Origin of the sequence: Enterococcus sp. AZ063 (genome assembly GCF_051715045.1) — a bacterium.
In the GTDB taxonomy this organism is placed as follows: domain Bacteria; phylum Bacillota; class Bacilli; order Lactobacillales; family Enterococcaceae; genus Enterococcus_D; species Enterococcus_D casseliflavus.
This window is the reverse complement of sequence record NZ_JBIOTA010000001.1, coordinates 1,085,224-1,098,753: the sequence shown is the minus strand read 5'-3', so window position 1 is coordinate 1,098,753 and position 13,530 is coordinate 1,085,224. Positions and strand designations below refer to the sequence as shown.

The 13,530-nt window shown below is 38.4% G+C and carries 25 protein-coding genes; 8 read left to right on the top strand and 17 right to left on the bottom strand.

Annotation, left to right across the window (positions count from 1 at the left end; all coding sequences use genetic code 11):
- Positions 1–41: 41 nt before the first annotated feature.
- From IGK61_RS05030 to IGK61_RS04975, 12 genes are all read right to left on the bottom strand, one after another.
- Positions 42–344: a MazG-like family protein gene (locus IGK61_RS05030; protein WP_438844721.1), complete on the bottom strand. Its 303-nt coding sequence runs from the start codon at positions 342–344 to the stop codon at positions 42–44.
- Positions 332–547 carry a hypothetical protein gene (locus tag IGK61_RS05025; RefSeq protein WP_438844720.1) on the bottom strand — a complete coding sequence of 72 codons (216 nt, stop codon included), beginning with the start codon at positions 545–547 and terminating at the stop codon, positions 332–334. The genes IGK61_RS05030 and IGK61_RS05025 overlap by 13 nt, the downstream gene beginning before the upstream one ends.
- A 133-nt stretch (positions 548–680) precedes the next feature.
- Positions 681–995 (bottom strand): hypothetical protein, encoded by a 315-nt coding sequence (locus IGK61_RS05020; RefSeq protein WP_438844719.1) that lies wholly within the window; start codon positions 993–995, stop codon positions 681–683.
- Positions 961–1,308, bottom strand: coding sequence for a hypothetical protein (locus tag IGK61_RS05015; protein ID WP_438844718.1), 348 nt, complete (start codon positions 1,306–1,308; stop codon positions 961–963). Before IGK61_RS05015 ends, IGK61_RS05020 begins: the two co-directional genes overlap by 35 nt.
- Positions 1,277–2,212: a hypothetical protein gene (locus tag IGK61_RS05010; protein WP_438844717.1), complete on the bottom strand. Its 936-nt coding sequence runs from the start codon at positions 2,210–2,212 to the stop codon at positions 1,277–1,279. Before IGK61_RS05010 ends, IGK61_RS05015 begins: the two co-directional genes overlap by 32 nt.
- Positions 2,213–2,225: 13 nt before the next feature.
- On the bottom strand, positions 2,226–3,017 hold the full coding sequence (locus IGK61_RS05005) for a PD-(D/E)XK nuclease-like domain-containing protein (RefSeq protein WP_438844716.1): 792 nt from the start codon (positions 3,015–3,017) through the stop codon (positions 2,226–2,228).
- Positions 2,989–3,882, bottom strand: a complete 894-nt coding sequence (locus tag IGK61_RS05000; protein WP_438844715.1) for a hypothetical protein — start codon at positions 3,880–3,882, stop codon at positions 2,989–2,991. Before IGK61_RS05000 ends, IGK61_RS05005 begins: the two co-directional genes overlap by 29 nt.
- Positions 3,872–4,210: a hypothetical protein gene (locus IGK61_RS04995; RefSeq protein ID WP_438844714.1), complete on the bottom strand. Its 339-nt coding sequence runs from the start codon at positions 4,208–4,210 to the stop codon at positions 3,872–3,874. The genes IGK61_RS05000 and IGK61_RS04995 overlap by 11 nt, the downstream gene beginning before the upstream one ends.
- The gene (locus IGK61_RS04990; protein WP_438844713.1) at positions 4,210–4,506 is read right to left on the bottom strand and encodes a hypothetical protein; all 297 of its coding nucleotides are present in this window, start codon (positions 4,504–4,506) and stop codon (positions 4,210–4,212) included. The genes IGK61_RS04995 and IGK61_RS04990 overlap by 1 nt, the downstream gene beginning before the upstream one ends.
- Before the next feature lie 25 nt (positions 4,507–4,531).
- Complete coding sequence (locus tag IGK61_RS04985) at positions 4,532–4,750, bottom strand: hypothetical protein (RefSeq protein WP_438844712.1); 219 nt, start codon at positions 4,748–4,750, stop codon at positions 4,532–4,534.
- 2 nt (positions 4,751–4,752) lie between these two features.
- Entirely contained in the window at positions 4,753–5,214 is a 462-nt protein-coding gene (locus IGK61_RS04980; RefSeq protein ID WP_438844711.1) for a hypothetical protein, read from the bottom strand.
- A 36-nt stretch (positions 5,215–5,250) separates the two neighbouring features.
- Positions 5,251–5,478 (bottom strand): helix-turn-helix domain-containing protein, encoded by a 228-nt coding sequence (locus tag IGK61_RS04975; protein ID WP_438844710.1) that lies wholly within the window; start codon positions 5,476–5,478, stop codon positions 5,251–5,253.
- 123 nt (positions 5,479–5,601) lie between these two features.
- Here IGK61_RS04975 and IGK61_RS04970 point away from each other — a divergent pair, with 123 nt between their 5' ends.
- The 3 genes from IGK61_RS04970 (at position 5,602) to IGK61_RS04960 (ending at position 6,998) form a co-directional block, all read left to right on the top strand.
- On the top strand, positions 5,602–5,817 hold the full coding sequence (locus IGK61_RS04970) for a helix-turn-helix domain-containing protein (protein WP_438844709.1): 216 nt from the start codon (positions 5,602–5,604) through the stop codon (positions 5,815–5,817).
- A 30-nt stretch (positions 5,818–5,847) separates the two neighbouring features.
- Positions 5,848–6,207, top strand: a complete 360-nt coding sequence (locus tag IGK61_RS04965) for a hypothetical protein (RefSeq protein ID WP_438844708.1) — start codon at positions 5,848–5,850, stop codon at positions 6,205–6,207.
- 308 nt (positions 6,208–6,515) lie between these two features.
- Complete coding sequence (locus tag IGK61_RS04960) at positions 6,516–6,998, top strand: hypothetical protein (RefSeq protein WP_438844707.1); 483 nt, start codon at positions 6,516–6,518, stop codon at positions 6,996–6,998.
- On the opposite strand, the gene IGK61_RS04955 is transcribed toward IGK61_RS04960, so the two are convergent.
- On the bottom strand, positions 6,985–7,188 hold the full coding sequence (locus tag IGK61_RS04955) for a hypothetical protein (protein WP_438844706.1): 204 nt from the start codon (positions 7,186–7,188) through the stop codon (positions 6,985–6,987). The two genes, IGK61_RS04960 and IGK61_RS04955, sit on opposite strands and share 14 nt — an antisense overlap.
- Before the next feature lie 79 nt (positions 7,189–7,267).
- On the opposite strand from IGK61_RS04955, the gene IGK61_RS04950 reads away from it, so the two are divergent.
- A complete protein-coding gene (locus IGK61_RS04950; protein WP_142965674.1) occupies positions 7,268–7,462 on the top strand; it encodes a hypothetical protein in 195 nt (64 codons plus the stop codon).
- A gap of 157 nt (positions 7,463–7,619) precedes the next feature.
- Here the strand turns inward: IGK61_RS04950 and IGK61_RS04945 are convergent, their stop codons facing one another.
- The 3 genes from IGK61_RS04945 to IGK61_RS04935 form a co-directional block, all read right to left on the bottom strand.
- Positions 7,620–7,826, bottom strand: coding sequence for a Thoeris anti-defense Tad2 family protein (locus IGK61_RS04945; protein ID WP_438844705.1), 207 nt, complete (start codon positions 7,824–7,826; stop codon positions 7,620–7,622).
- A 243-nt stretch (positions 7,827–8,069) separates the two neighbouring features.
- Entirely contained in the window at positions 8,070–8,348 is a 279-nt protein-coding gene (locus IGK61_RS04940; protein WP_438844704.1) for a hypothetical protein, read from the bottom strand.
- On the bottom strand, positions 8,329–8,532 hold the full coding sequence (locus IGK61_RS04935) for a helix-turn-helix domain-containing protein (RefSeq protein ID WP_438844703.1): 204 nt from the start codon (positions 8,530–8,532) through the stop codon (positions 8,329–8,331). Before IGK61_RS04935 ends, IGK61_RS04940 begins: the two co-directional genes overlap by 20 nt.
- Positions 8,533–8,808: 276 nt before the next feature.
- Here IGK61_RS04935 and IGK61_RS04930 point away from each other — a divergent pair, with 276 nt between their 5' ends.
- The 3 genes from IGK61_RS04930 (at position 8,809) to IGK61_RS04920 (ending at position 10,929) form a co-directional block, all read left to right on the top strand.
- Positions 8,809–9,228: a helix-turn-helix domain-containing protein gene (locus IGK61_RS04930; protein ID WP_171918065.1), complete on the top strand. Its 420-nt coding sequence runs from the start codon at positions 8,809–8,811 to the stop codon at positions 9,226–9,228.
- A gap of 26 nt (positions 9,229–9,254) precedes the next feature.
- A complete protein-coding gene (locus IGK61_RS04925; protein ID WP_438844702.1) occupies positions 9,255–9,683 on the top strand; it encodes an ImmA/IrrE family metallo-endopeptidase in 429 nt (142 codons plus the stop codon).
- A gap of 64 nt (positions 9,684–9,747) precedes the next feature.
- On the top strand, positions 9,748–10,929 hold the full coding sequence (locus IGK61_RS04920; RefSeq protein WP_438844701.1) for a tyrosine-type recombinase/integrase: 1,182 nt from the start codon (positions 9,748–9,750) through the stop codon (positions 10,927–10,929).
- Positions 10,930–11,092: 163 nt separating this feature from the next.
- Here the strand turns inward: IGK61_RS04920 and pepV are convergent, their stop codons facing one another.
- Entirely contained in the window at positions 11,093–12,517 is a 1,425-nt protein-coding gene (gene pepV, locus IGK61_RS04915; RefSeq protein WP_221692873.1) for a dipeptidase PepV, read from the bottom strand.
- Positions 12,518–12,676: 159 nt separating this feature from the next.
- Here pepV and IGK61_RS04910 point away from each other — a divergent pair, with 159 nt between their 5' ends.
- Positions 12,677–13,513: an NAD(P)H-hydrate dehydratase gene (locus IGK61_RS04910; RefSeq protein WP_074535001.1), complete on the top strand. Its 837-nt coding sequence runs from the start codon at positions 12,677–12,679 to the stop codon at positions 13,511–13,513.
- Positions 13,514–13,530: the final 17 nt, after the last annotated feature.

Below are 13,530 nucleotides of genomic sequence, written 5' to 3'. Positions count from 1 at the left end.
CTACACCCCTTTCCAGTTGGTAATTTCTTCCGATTGTGGAATTATTTCAGATCACTGGACTTAACGAAAACACCATTGACCATCTTTCCGGTCCGACCTTTGATTTCGTCATAAGCGCAATTCAAGCACTCGTATAGGTCCATGTCGTTTTGCATTGCTAAGATAATCAATGTCACCGTCACATCACCAATACCATCACGCAGTGCATCTTGGTCATTTCTAACTAGTGCAGCCGCCACTTCTCCGACTTCTTCGACAACTTTCAACATTTGTTTACTTGGGTCTGCCTTATCAAGTCCTTTGTTGTTCGCCCATTGCTCAACTTGTTCGATTAGTTCGTCCATTTTTCTTCCTCCATCTGCTCAAATAAAATTGCATAATCATCAATATCTAAAGCATCCGCAATTTCTTGCACTTTTTTCAGTGTTACATTTGCTTCCCCTTTGATAGCTGCTTTTGTATTTCCATTCATCAACTCTGCCATTTTGATATCTTTATTTTTCACGTGCCAATGAACGTTTTCCCAAAATACTTCGATTACGCTCATGCTTCCATTCCTCCGTTTCGTTTTTTACAGCAATGCCGTTTTTGTTACAATCAGGGCAATTAACAGCTACCACCCGATTGTATTTATCCTTCGTCCAGACGATTCGTTCATCTTTACAAGTTTTGCAGTTCATCTAACCACCTTCTGATTTCCATCGATACATTCGCTTTTGTTTATCCATCTTGCCCGTTCTCAATAAGTTGTTAAGTGCGCTTCTTGATTTCAAACACTTTTTCTCGACTTCTTTTTTCACACCGGTATAAATGACTTCGTCATTGTAAAGCACCTCAATCAAGCGGTTCTCTGGATCAGGGGAAAAATACAATTCCTCTCGTAGCTTTTCCCATTCTTCCTGTACAGCTGGATTAGATTCAAAATCAGGTCTTTCCGCCAACTCCACAATTCGTTGAAGCCTACACCGCTTGCGCTGACGGTCTTTGGCGGTCATTTGCTTGTTTCTTTTTGAGCCATTCATGCAGCTTTTGTGCCTCCTCCCACAATTCATCAGTTGTCGCCTCTAAGAACCGTTTCCCGAAATAATCGACAGGTACTTTCTTCTCAGAAAGCAGCCAGTGCCGATACAAAAGCATGAACGTTCTAAACTTGCGTTCCGCTCCTTTGCCCGTTGTATCGCCTGTTTCCTCGACGTACCTCTTCATTGAGTCAAAAGAAACTCGCATAAGTTCTTGCTGTTCTGATGGAAACAGGTCATAGATTCGTTTTACCGCCTTACCAAAATTCTTCGGTGTCGTCTGTGGCATCTAGAAACCTCCTCAACTCTTCATCGCTAACTGCTGCTTTTCGTTTGATTTCCGCTTCTTTTCTGGCATTATAGCCTTCCGGATCATCCAGCCATTCTGGGATAGGCTCTGTACGTATTGGTTTGTGAGTGGTCGATTGATAACCAGTTCCCGCTTGTTTATACTCACGATTGGCTTGTGCCGCCATGGTGTCGTATTTCTCACGCAACTTACGTGCAGATAGAATATTTGCTGACCAAAAATTATTTTTCTGACTCCAATCAATCATCCGGCTTACTTGGTCTTCGGTCCGCTTGTCGATCTCGATCATTTTCCGAATGTCGTCAGCCCAACGCTGGAGGTTCGGTTCCTTGATTTCCTGATTCTGACAAATCTGTTTGAATAGCCGTTCTGCGAGTTGATAATAATTCGAGGCAGGGTCGTAAAGGCGCGCTTTGCGTGTTTGCGACGATAATGTTTTATTCTTTATATTCTTATCATTCTTTATTTCTTTATCATTCTTGTTAGTTGTTAGCTGCTTGTTAGTTGCCTGTTGATTGCTTGTTAATTCCTTTGTAAGGTCGGATTCCCTAGATTGATAAATCTCCCAATTGACAATGGTTATAAGCCTATTTTTGTTTGTTGATTCGCTTGTTAGAAATTCATATTTTTCAAATCGTTTTAGAGCAGTTCTTACATTCTGTACAGAGATTCCTTTACCACATTTGCTTTTAATCTTTTCTAGTGACGTAATAAATTGACCAGGAATAGCTTTGTAAGGTTTACCTTGCCATTCCCATTCTTTTTTCTCATGATTCGCCATAGAAAGAAGGGTAATCAATATGACTTTTTGTTCTGGTGTAGATTCTTGCCATATTGGCTTTTCAAGTAATTGGCGGTAAATCTTTATCCATCCGCCGGTCATTTAAATCACCACCTTATCCCAATAAATCGCCTACTTCTACAAAACCTGTTAATGCCTTGTGTTGGCGACAGTATTCACATTTCCCGCACATTTTTGGTGCCTCTTCTCCGTTTTTCACTCGTAAGATATGAGGAAGTTCCTGTTCCAATAAACGAAGTTCAAAATCGAAGCGACCAGAATAAATGCTAATACCTGCAATATCAGGAGGCGACTCTTTCGTTACTGCAAAGATATAGGGGGTGATTTCTCTGTTATAGGTTTGTTCGAGTAAGTGTTTATAAACGGCCATTTGTAAAATGTAGCCGTACTGTTCAACAAAAGAAACATATCCACCATATTTCTTAGACCAGTATCTTTGATCAAGACTTCGAGTCGTTTTTAAATCAACAAGATAGCCTTTCTCTAAATTGAAACAATCAATTCTAGCTTTCCATTCCGTATCAAATAGCGTGCCGGTTATAATCAATTCCTTCTCCCCTTGATAAACAAAGCGAAAGAAATCATCATATTCTAACGCTTCAATCATATTGATTGCTTGAACAAATTCTGCACGCTCAGAACCATTCTTTTTGTAAATCGCACTTGCATTCTCCTCTAAAAACATCTTGTGTGCTTCAGAAGATTCAAAATAAGAATGGACATAGTTTCCAACTAACAAAGCCGTAGAATCGCTCTCTGGCGACCATTCCTCTTTTAATTTCGCCAAAGTAGCTGCTTCACATTCTTGAAATGATTTAAACTGGCTGACTGACATATATTGCCAGTCAGCTTCGTTGCTATAATAGTTCTTCTTGCTTAGATCCATCGGTATCTGCCGCCTTTGCTTCTTTCAACGGGTCTTTCTTTGTTTGAGAAAATTCTTGCTCTAATTTCGATGATTCTTTCTTTTCAGCGGTCGGAATCTCAAACCAATCCTCTACTCTACTCATGCCATCTTTGATTGAGTTATAGATATTTGCTAAGTCCACACCATTTTTTTCAGTAAAAGCAGTCGCTTTATAGCCAAATCTTGCTTCAATCATTTCTTGAGTGACATCAAGCTTTTCTTTAAACAATTTGAACATTTGATCCAGTCGCTCTTTTAGCGGTTTGTCATTCGCCCCAGCCATCGTTTTGTTGCATTCTTCAACTGCGGCTTCAATAATATCTCCGGGAATAACCCCCAAAATACATGCCCGCACACGCCGTGCACCATTGTTAGCTACTAACTCATAAATGTCTCTTGGATCCTTTAAGAAAGTAACGCCTTTTTTGGTGTGGCGTTCATGTTTTACCGTGAATACTTTCTCTTGCCGTGTATTCGTTTCAAGATCCCATGCATAAGCCATGGCAATTGATTCCCCGGGCAATTGTTGTAGTTCTTTAATACCAAAGGATAAATTCCCCCAATTTTGAGCGATTACTTCTGCCAATCGAATCGATGGACCACTGACCATTTGCCCCCCACGAGGATAGTTATAAACTGCTGTTTTGGCTAAAGACTGTCGTTTGCATGCATCTAAAATTCGCCGTTCCGCATCAAATGGATTTCTAGGAAATTGCTTTGCCATGAAAATCTGCCCTTTTACCTCTTCCACTTCTCGGCTAATTGCAGTAGTCATTAATCCGCTTTGCCCTTGTTGGTTTGTAACTGCTTGTTGTTGGAAACTCGTTTCTAAATCATAGCTCATTGAAAAGTTCCTCCTGTCTTTGTTTAAGCCAGTCTTTTCCGCTAACAATCCGTAGCTCTGGCATAATGATAGAATCTGTGCCGAATTCATCGATCATATCAAGAAAATTTTCGTGGTGTAAGACGAATTTATTGCGCGTGCCACGTTTATTCATTCGATAGCCGATAAACAGCCAATCCGATTCGTAAACTGTTGTGCCGTTATCATCTTCATTCCAGTGTGCAGATAGGTCTTCCGCTTCTTGAGCATCGTCAGATAAGACGTTCGGGAACACGTGACTGGTTTCGTCTTGCATTAAGGTGTCGTAATTCGTTGCGATGTAATCCATCACTGAAACTCACCACGCAAAGGACGTGAGAGAATATCAATTGTGTGCTTAAAATGTATTTGTTCATCTTCTTTTAATGCCGCAATCCCAGCCTTACGTACGATTTCAGCATCAATCGGAGATACTTCATTAATTTTTTTCTCTTGTACTGCTAATAAAAAGCCTAGTTCTACTAAATTACCTACGATACTGTTTTTGGCTGTAGCGCAGTCGCCAATAGTACAAAGTAGTGCCACATCTTCCTTCTGGCATTCTTCTGCCAGTTCTTCAATTAATCTTTGAATTTTTTCGTTCATTTTGTTATACTCTCCTTGAATGAATTTAATTATTTGCTGTTTGGCTCACACTAGCGGAAACTAGCGTGAGCGCTTTTTGTTCTCTCAGTTCAAACAATGCTTCGTCATAAATCATCAGCAACCACATGACGGCTGTTGGATAGCCGATTCTAACCCACATAGGTACTTGTCCCGTGATTAGTGCGCCTAATGCGAAAATCGTAAGGATGAATGCGGTCCGCCGGACCCAGTAGATTTTTTTCATATTTACGCCTCCATTGATTTTTCTCTATCTAACTGCTTTAATCTCTCATCATACTTTTGTAAGAATAAATCTTTCAACGCTTGATAAGTTTCTCTAACAAGCCTGTACTCTGTTACATCTAAATCTGTATTTTTTGTCGCTCCTGTAACTCCTAAAGCGAGTTTTCGTAATGCATCATGTAAATTAGTCGTTGAAACGTTATAATGTGGAGATTCATTTTTCACTAATCCATGTGCTCTTGGATGAAGCGTATAGATTCTTGAAAAAGGTAATCCTTCCCATGATTCGAGTTTCTTTGTTGTGTCGTGTGTTTGATTAATACGTAAAATATCAGCATCATCCAAAGCAATGTCTTTAAACAGCGTATTCTGAGTTACCTTTTCCATCGGACGTTTCAATAATTGGATTTCAAGTCTTAACCGTTCATTTTCCTGTTTGTATTCTTCTAACGTTTTCGTTTCCATGTCTATTCCTCCTAAATCAAACTTGTGATATACTGACTACAAATAGTTTTTCATGTAGTTCGGAACTTCCTCAGCGTTCTTCGCCAAAAGTACACGCTGAGGTTTCTCGAACAAGTCTTCTAGTGCGTTGAGCACTTTTTGAGTGGTAAATGATTTTCCACTTTCAATATCTTGATACTGGCGTAATGTTACGCCGGCTGTTTCTGCTACCTGTGATTGGGTTAGCTTTTTTTGTTTTCTATATTTTTTTATTAGCAAAATCACCACCCCTTTATTATTTAGATACGCAATTAAATCTCGTATCTATATCTTTATTATACGAATTTAAATCGCGTAGTCAATATATTTTATGAATTTTAATCGCATATTTTTTCAGGAGGACTGCAAATGATTTATAACAATTTACGACTAAAAGAATTAAGAATAACTCTGTCTCCAAAACCGACTCAAACTGATTTAGCTGATTTTCTAGGAATCAAACTACGAACTTATCAAGACTATGAAGCAGGTAAAGTAGACATACCATCATCAAAACTCATCGCCCTAGCCGACTACTTTCAGGTGTCGCTTGATTATTTGGTCGGTAGGTCAGATGACAAATAAACCTTTTAGTTTTTTATGGTGGTGAAAATTATGGACTTTTCTAGACTATTTCCTAGTAATTGGTTTTTAACTAAGGATGAAATCAATTTAAAAAAATTACTCCACAAATTTGAAAAGACTGCCCCTTTTATCCGAGAGATAGGGCAACCTATTCCAAGCTTTATTTCTCAAAAAGATTTACAAACTTTGCAATCTTTAGGTTTTATCATTATTGATAGAAACCAACAAAATCCTAGTTTTCTTTTTACCGATAAAGGTATTGCTCATTTTGCGAATAAAAAGATGCAAAGAAGAGATACTTTTTTAAGAAGCTTTATTTTGCCTATAATCGTCGCTTTTGTGACAGGTTCAATTAGCGCATTACTAACACTATGGTTAAGTAAACCGTAATTGAAACAATTATAAATACTATTATTGGGACTATCTCAGACCATACGGAATTCTCATAGTCTCTTAAATAGTCAATTGATGTTTTGGGCAGCCCTTCGGCAGTCCTGTCTTTTCCTTTTTTAGCAAAGTACCAAGTGAGAAAGAGCGATAAAACAAGAACCAACAACAGTGTAATTGCTAGAACTATTATTATTGAGATTAGTATTTTCATCCTCTCACCTCCTAAACTGGTTGTTTGACATTTTCACTTTTGCTAAAATTTTCTTATCAGGGTGACAGGCTGAAATAATTTATATGAGGTGTTTATGATGAAAAAATGCTTTTTTGTAACTCCAATCGGAGAGAAAGAATCCGATATCCGAAAACAATCTGATGCGTTACTTGATCAAATTCAATTTTGTTTTTCTGAAAATAAATTGGAATTCGAGATTATTCGTGCTGACTTAGAATTCCACAATCAGCAAAATATCGATAGAATCCATTCTTGTATCAAAGAAGCAGATTTAATCATTGCAGATTTATCTGGCAACAATCCAAACGTCTACTATGAATTAGGATATGCACGCGCCCTTTGTAAAGAAGTCATTCAAATTAGAGACAGCAATACAGCTAAACTTCCTTTTGATGTTTCTGGCTACAACACCCCAACGTATGATTTATCAACAACTGAATCTAGAAAAAACCTTAGAATTCTGTTGTATGAAATCATTAAAAATATAAATTTTGAAAAATCCGTTACACATATTGGCGGTGGCCTATATTTTGAAACTGTAAATTCTATTGATGATTAGAACCATCAAATAATCCTTTCCAGTAATACGTACTAGCTAAAAATGTATGAATGTCTACATTTTTAGGTAAATATTTAACACCTAGATCTTCATAATATTCAATTACATCATGAATTAAATCTAAACATTCACTTGGTGTTGCATTGTCCTCTTCTAGTAACTGGGCAATGTTTCTTTTTTTGTATTTCATGTTCTCACTTCTTCCTATTTGATATAATTTCCTTATCAGTCAGTGGTCGGCTGAAATAATTGATAAGGAGGTATGTCTTGTGCTGACTAATGAACAAAAAGCTCATGATTTAGCTATCGCTGTCTTAGGTTCTGGAGAGCCTAAACATAGAGATAGTTTGTTTTTGGCTCTTGAGGAAGACGGTCAAATTTCATCTGACGATGGTTACGTGATAAGATACAAAAAATCTTATGATTTTTTATTCGATTCTTTCTTATCTGAATTTGAAGAGTAACTTTTCCGCTTTGCTTTTCCTGTCCATAAGTTGATAAGGTCATTAACATTTTTTACCAATCGTTGCTCTAAGTTGCTTCCGACAGCTTGGAGCAATTCTTTTGTTTCCTCTGGCGTTGCCTCGATTGTAATTTTCATCTTCTCACCTCACTTCTATATCAAAGTAACTCCCAATCGTTACTAGTTAATTCATGTGCACTCGGATTCCAATATCGAGTGCCTTTTTTTCCATCCTCTACAATTAAAAAAATTCCTAAAGACTCACTATTTGTCGGCAATATACAAATACCAAATTCTTTCCAAGTTTTTAGTCGAATTGCTCTTTGCTCAGAACGACCTTTCTTAATAGCCTCGATAATGTTCACTATTTACTCACCTCACTTTCAGTTGCCTGTTAAGGCGATTCTGATAAAGTAGTTCTTGATATTGCCTGAGTTCTCTTTTAGCAATTTCAATCTGTCTATCACTTAATACGCTTTTCTTATCATGTAATAAAGAATGCAACTCATTTACCTTCTCCTCGATTAACTTAATGATTAAAAGATCATGATTCAAAATGAATATCACCCTTCAATACTTCTTTATCGACAACACTCTGTCCGGGAGTCTCATCTAATTAATTTATGCTTGTGTAAATATTCGAATACTTCTTTTTTATTCCAACATTCAGTGTTTCCTTTTATATGATAAGGAAATCCATCAAGGTAACGAAACGATTTATCAAAAGTATCTGGGTCGCAACCGATAGCTGCTGAAATCTCTTTTCTATTTAGAAGAAATTTTTCTTCATCGCTAATTTCATCTAAAATTTCATGAATAGCTTTCGTCAGTACAGACTTCAACATTTCTTTGAATGAATCAACGAAGTCAGTTGCAAACAGGTTCATGGTCAACCACTCCTAAATCAATATCTAGTAATTCTTCGATTTGTTTTAATCGTTTAGTAGGTGTTCGGTTTTCTGCCAAGATGTCTTGAAGATAAGCCATTGAGATACCCATTCGACGAGCCAATTCTCGTTGGCTCCATTTCTTCTGAATAAGCGCAATTTTTACTTGTTGCTTTAATGTCATGTCCATCACCTCCAAAATAGAATTAATTACATTTTTATTTTCCATTCAGTTGACAATAAATGGAATATAGTTCATAATGTAAGCATACAAAATGCAGCACACAAAATGTGAGCTTTACTGATATCCGGGGAGACTATTTAGTTATTGCTCACAGGTTTTGTGTGTCGTAAATATCTCGCTTACAAAATATAGTATAGTGGACTATATTACATTTGTCAACACTATAATGGAAAATAGACCATTTTATTTATTTGTGGGCTGAAAGGCTTGATGTAAATGCTTTTAGAACGCGTTGATAGGTTAATTGCCGAAAAAAAAATGTCTCGAGCGGAGTTGGAACGAAGATTAGATTTAAGTCAAGGTAGTATCAGAAATTGGAATAAAAAAAATCCTGGTATAGACAAAATTCAAAAAGTTGCAGATTTTTTTGACGTTAGTACTGATTACTTATTGGGAAGAACTGAGAAGCGCCGTTACTACGATCTCACTGAAAAAGATGAAAGAGATATCCAAAAAGAATTAGAGCTGATTATCGAAGATATGAAAAATTCCGATGCAATTGCTTTCTCAAAAGATACTGAAGAACTCTCTCCCGAAGCTCGAGCTGCAATTCTTTCTTCCATTGAAGAATCTTTGCGAATCGGGAAGGCACTCGCGAAGAAAAAGTATACTCCTAAAAAATATCGTGATAAGTAAAGTAACAATTAGGGGAGGATTTTCGTATGCTTTTATCCGATGTGCCTGCTGCAATCAATAAATTAATACTACAGCATGGGACAAACGATCCTTTTAAAATAGCAAAAAAGAGAGGGATTTTTATTCTCTATGGCTATTTTGGTGAGGAAGTATATGGATTTTATACCAAAAATCATCGCAGTAAGTTCATACATTTGAATGCCGAACTATCTTATTCTAAATCTCTTTTTGTCTGTGCTCACGAATTGTTCCATGCTATTTTTCATCAAAATGAGAATACTACACATATGTCTGCGGATAGCTTCTCATCCACTTCAAAAATAGAAGCACAAGCTAATTGTGGCGCAACTCATTTATTGATTAATGGTTTACATCTAACCGAACTCTATGAACCAACAAAACGAGATATCCTTAATTACTATGGTCTTCCACTTGAAATGGAAAGATATTTATAATTTAAAGGAGGTGATGGTCGAAAATCCTCTAGAGCATTCTGTCCGGGAGCAAAAGGAGAATAAAATGGCTAAATATAAAAAAACAAAATACCCAAACATTCTTATTTATGAGATAAAAGCTGGCACTCGTTACCGTATACGAAAAAAAATACGTATAGCTGGTAAAGAAGATATTATTGATGAATCTGGCTTTAAAACTGTTGCACATGCTAAAGCCAGATTAAGAGAAATTGAAGAGAGTATTGATAAATCAGAAATAGATTATATTCGGTCTCAAAAATTAACTGTTACAGAATACTATAAAGAATATGCAAATCGCAAAACTAGAACTCATGTCTGGTCCGTTGAATCAAGATACAGTAACGATTCCCTTTTTAAAAATCATATTGAACCTACATTCGGTAATATGCCATTAAACAAAATAAAACGAGATAGTTACGAAATTTTTATCAATCAAAAACTTGAAAAATTGAGACGACGATCTGTTCAATCAATCCATGTTATGTTCATGGCCTTACTGAATGATGCTGTTTACAATGGTGTTCTCGAACGTAATAGATTACAACGTATAATTATTGGTAGTGGCACTCTTCCTGAGAAAAATAAACGTATATCTCTCCAAGAGTATCAACAATGGATGGAAATGGCAGAGAAAATATTGACAAAATACGAGTTTTCCATGGTTTATCTTTGTGTATTTGGCCTACGTCGAGGTGAAGTGTGTGGTCTTCGATTATCTTCAATCCGATACAGTGACCATCCAGAATTAGCAACGCTACACATTACGGATAGTCGCACACAGCGAACGCAAAAATACGGTAAAGGTGGGCTTAAAACATCAAGTAGCCACAGATACATTGTTTTAGACAAAAAAGGTACAGAAGCAGTTGAATGTATCATTCATGAAGCGAAAGAAATAAAAAAAGATTACGGACAAATTTTACACCAAGATGATTTTCTCTTGCTCAATCCTACAACTTGCAATCCATTTGTCCCTAGTCAATTAAATCGATTATTTGATAAAGTTTCAAAAAGCTGTAATATAAAAATTTCTCCACACATGTTGAGACACTTTTTCGCAACTCAAGCCGCAATAGCTGGTGTTCCTAAAGAACACGCTGCAGCTTATTTAGGTCATAAAAATAAAACTATGACCGAGTACTATACACATATTCAAAATGAGACTGCTACCGAAGTTATCAATATAGTATCAAAACAGCTGAATAGTAGTAATTATGGATACTAAAAATAGCGGTGTGATTTTTGGTGATATTTCGAAAAATATCACACCAAAATCACACCGCTATTTCTATATTCAACTTTTTCAATCATCTTTTCAAAATCAACTTTATTGAATTATCAACTTTTATCGATGAATGAAAAAGAGTAAAAACGATTAAATCATTTATCTAACGTGCCAAACGGTAGATAGCATCTGCATAGATCACCGCTGCGTTGAATAGGTCATCCAAGCTCATGAATTCATTGGCTTGGTGCATGGTGTCGACATAGCCAGGGAACATTGCGCCATAAGCAACGCCGCGTTTCAATAGACGGCCGTATGTGCCGCCGCCGATGATTTGTTCGAAGCCTTTTTCGCCGGTATGTTCTTCATAAACCGCCAATAAAGTTTCTACCAATGGATCATCTGCTGGCACGTAGTGAGGTTCCATGTTGCGGTCATTGCGGGTAACGGTTGCCCCTTCCATACCGACGGTGCGTTCCACACCGATTTCAAGTCCTTCCGCAGTTACGCCTTTAGGATAACGGAAGTTCAATGCGATAAAGTTGTCTGCTTGCGTTCCTGCTTGGTTCGCTTTGAAAGCAAACAAGCCAGCATTCATTGTCAATTTACCCATTTTTTCGTCTTCGTACGCCACACCTAATTTTTCACCGTAGAAATCTTCATGGACATAGGCTGCTGCTGCATGGATGAATTGTTTTGCGCCGCCGCCAAAGGCATAGTTATCTAAGAAGACTGCTAAGAAAGTCCCCGCATTGATTCCTGATTGTGGGCTGGCACCATGAGCACCTTTACCGACTAATTCGATCGTCACTTGTTCATTTTCTGTTTCAATCGTCCCCGTCACTGGATTGGCTTCAACGTAATCGAAAAAGGCTTTTTCGATCGCTAATGCTTCTTCTGTTGATGGAGCAATGAAGCTTGCTGTTGCCGTTCCTGGTACCATATTTTCTCGCAAGCCAGCAGTAAAGCTTTGCAGCGTGAAGTCTCCTTCATTGTTGCCTTGGAAATGGATCCCTAATGTCACATTCCCTTTTTCTCCATTGATGATTGGGAAATTGGCATCTGGTGAGAAGCCAAAATCAGGCTTTTCTTCATGCTCAAAGTAGTAATCCATATCTGCCCAGCCGCTTTCTTCATCAGAACCAACGACAAAACGGATTTTTTTCGATAATGGCAAGCCCAATTCTTTGATGATCTTCATCCCATAATAGGCAGCCATTGAAGGACCTTTATCATCAGAAGAACCACGAGCATAGATTTTGTTGTCATTGATGACTGGATCATAAGGATCGGTTGACCAGCCGTCACCTGCAGGAACAACATCCATGTGGCCGAAGATCCCTAATGTTTCGTCTCCTTCACCAAATTCGATGTGACCAGCGTAGTTATCGACGTTTTTGACTGTGAAGCCATCACGTTCGCCATAAGCTAGCATGTGTAGCAACGCATCACGAGGTCCAGGACCAAATGGCGCATCCGCAGTCGCTTTATCATCTTCTCTTTCACTTTTCACTTTCAATAGATCAATCAAGTCGTTCAGCAAATCGTCTTTGCGGGCTTCGACCTCTTTTTTCCAATCGATTGTCATAGTGTTCCCTCCATTTCTGTTCTCGCTATTTATGATAACACTCTTAAACCAAAAAAGGAAAAAAAATTGCGCCTTTTTCCATGGGTCTTTTCTATGAAATTTCTAGGAAACAGGTATAATAAATATAACTCGATTTTGATTAACGAAAGGAGTCATTGCATGGAGCAACTTGATTCTGCAATTTTATCCAAAGTGATCCAACAGCGCCCGACAAAAAGCCACAAAGGCACTTTTGGCCGAGCCGTTTTAGTAGGGGGCAACCGCCAATTCGGTGGGGCGATCTTAATGGCTGCGCAAGCCTGTGTGTATGGGGGAACTGGTTTGACCACCGTGATCTCCGATGGCGTCAACCGAACCGCCCTGCACGCCCGCTTGCCTGAAGCGATGTTTGTCGATTGGCAGCAAACAGAACTGATCGATACGGTCACCGAATCGGCAGACGTCCTACTGATTGGTCCTGGATTAGGCGAAGGAAAAAGCAATTTTGATCTGCTGCAGCGGATCGTTTCTGCCCAAAAAGAACACCAATGGTTGGTGATCGATGGTTCGGCGATCAATTTGGCTGCCAAATATCCGCTGATCATCCCCTTTCCTGAACAAGTCGTCTTCACGCCGCATCAGATGGAATGGCAACGGCTCAGCGGACTGGCAATTGCCGACCAGACAGAAGAAAACAACCAGCAAGCCCAACAAAAACTCGGAAGTCTGGTAGTCTTAAAAAGCCATCGCACACAAATTTACGGTAGCAACATCGCCCAAAATCCCCTCGGAACACCCGCTATGGCGACTGGTGGGATGGGTGATACGCTGGCAGGCATGATCACCAGCTTTTTGGCACAGTTTGAAAAAACAGAGGAAACGATCCAAGCGGCTGTCTATCTCCATAGCCTGATTGGCGAAGCATTGGCAAAAGAGCACTATGTCGTTTTGCCGACACAAATCAGTGCCGCATTGCCTCAATGGATGAAAAAGCACCAAGCAGCCGATTCAGAATGATTTCTGATAAACCTTTC

Coding starts and splice junctions, on each gene's coding strand:
- IGK61_RS05030 (WP_438844721.1), bottom strand. CDS start 344: ATGGACGAACTAATCGAACAAGTTGAGCAATGGGCGAACAACAAAGGA.
- IGK61_RS05025 (WP_438844720.1), bottom strand. CDS start 547: ATGAGCGTAATCGAAGTATTTTGGGAAAACGTTCATTGGCACGTGAAA.
- IGK61_RS05020 (WP_438844719.1), bottom strand. CDS start 995: ATGACCGCCAAAGACCGTCAGCGCAAGCGGTGTAGGCTTCAACGAATT.
- IGK61_RS05015 (WP_438844718.1), bottom strand. CDS start 1,308: ATGCCACAGACGACACCGAAGAATTTTGGTAAGGCGGTAAAACGAATC.
- IGK61_RS05010 (WP_438844717.1), bottom strand. CDS start 2,212: ATGACCGGCGGATGGATAAAGATTTACCGCCAATTACTTGAAAAGCCA.
- IGK61_RS05005 (WP_438844716.1), bottom strand. CDS start 3,017: ATGGATCTAAGCAAGAAGAACTATTATAGCAACGAAGCTGACTGGCAA.
- IGK61_RS05000 (WP_438844715.1), bottom strand. CDS start 3,882: ATGAGCTATGATTTAGAAACGAGTTTCCAACAACAAGCAGTTACAAAC.
- IGK61_RS04995 (WP_438844714.1), bottom strand. CDS start 4,210: ATGGATTACATCGCAACGAATTACGACACCTTAATGCAAGACGAAACC.
- IGK61_RS04990 (WP_438844713.1), bottom strand. CDS start 4,506: ATGAACGAAAAAATTCAAAGATTAATTGAAGAACTGGCAGAAGAATGC.
- IGK61_RS04985 (WP_438844712.1), bottom strand. CDS start 4,750: ATGAAAAAAATCTACTGGGTCCGGCGGACCGCATTCATCCTTACGATT.
- IGK61_RS04980 (WP_438844711.1), bottom strand. CDS start 5,214: ATGGAAACGAAAACGTTAGAAGAATACAAACAGGAAAATGAACGGTTA.
- IGK61_RS04970 (WP_438844709.1), top strand. CDS start 5,602: ATGATTTATAACAATTTACGACTAAAAGAATTAAGAATAACTCTGTCT.
- IGK61_RS04965 (WP_438844708.1), top strand. CDS start 5,848: ATGGACTTTTCTAGACTATTTCCTAGTAATTGGTTTTTAACTAAGGAT.
- IGK61_RS04960 (WP_438844707.1), top strand. CDS start 6,516: ATGAAAAAATGCTTTTTTGTAACTCCAATCGGAGAGAAAGAATCCGAT.
- IGK61_RS04955 (WP_438844706.1), bottom strand. CDS start 7,188: ATGAAATACAAAAAAAGAAACATTGCCCAGTTACTAGAAGAGGACAAT.
- IGK61_RS04940 (WP_438844704.1), bottom strand. CDS start 8,348: ATGAACCTGTTTGCAACTGACTTCGTTGATTCATTCAAAGAAATGTTG.
- IGK61_RS04935 (WP_438844703.1), bottom strand. CDS start 8,532: ATGACATTAAAGCAACAAGTAAAAATTGCGCTTATTCAGAAGAAATGG.
- IGK61_RS04930 (WP_171918065.1), top strand. CDS start 8,809: ATGCTTTTAGAACGCGTTGATAGGTTAATTGCCGAAAAAAAAATGTCT.
- IGK61_RS04925 (WP_438844702.1), top strand. CDS start 9,255: ATGCTTTTATCCGATGTGCCTGCTGCAATCAATAAATTAATACTACAG.
- IGK61_RS04920 (WP_438844701.1), top strand. CDS start 9,748: ATGGCTAAATATAAAAAAACAAAATACCCAAACATTCTTATTTATGAG.
- pepV (WP_221692873.1), bottom strand. CDS start 12,517: ATGACAATCGATTGGAAAAAAGAGGTCGAAGCCCGCAAAGACGATTTG.
- IGK61_RS04910 (WP_074535001.1), top strand. CDS start 12,677: ATGGAGCAACTTGATTCTGCAATTTTATCCAAAGTGATCCAACAGCGC.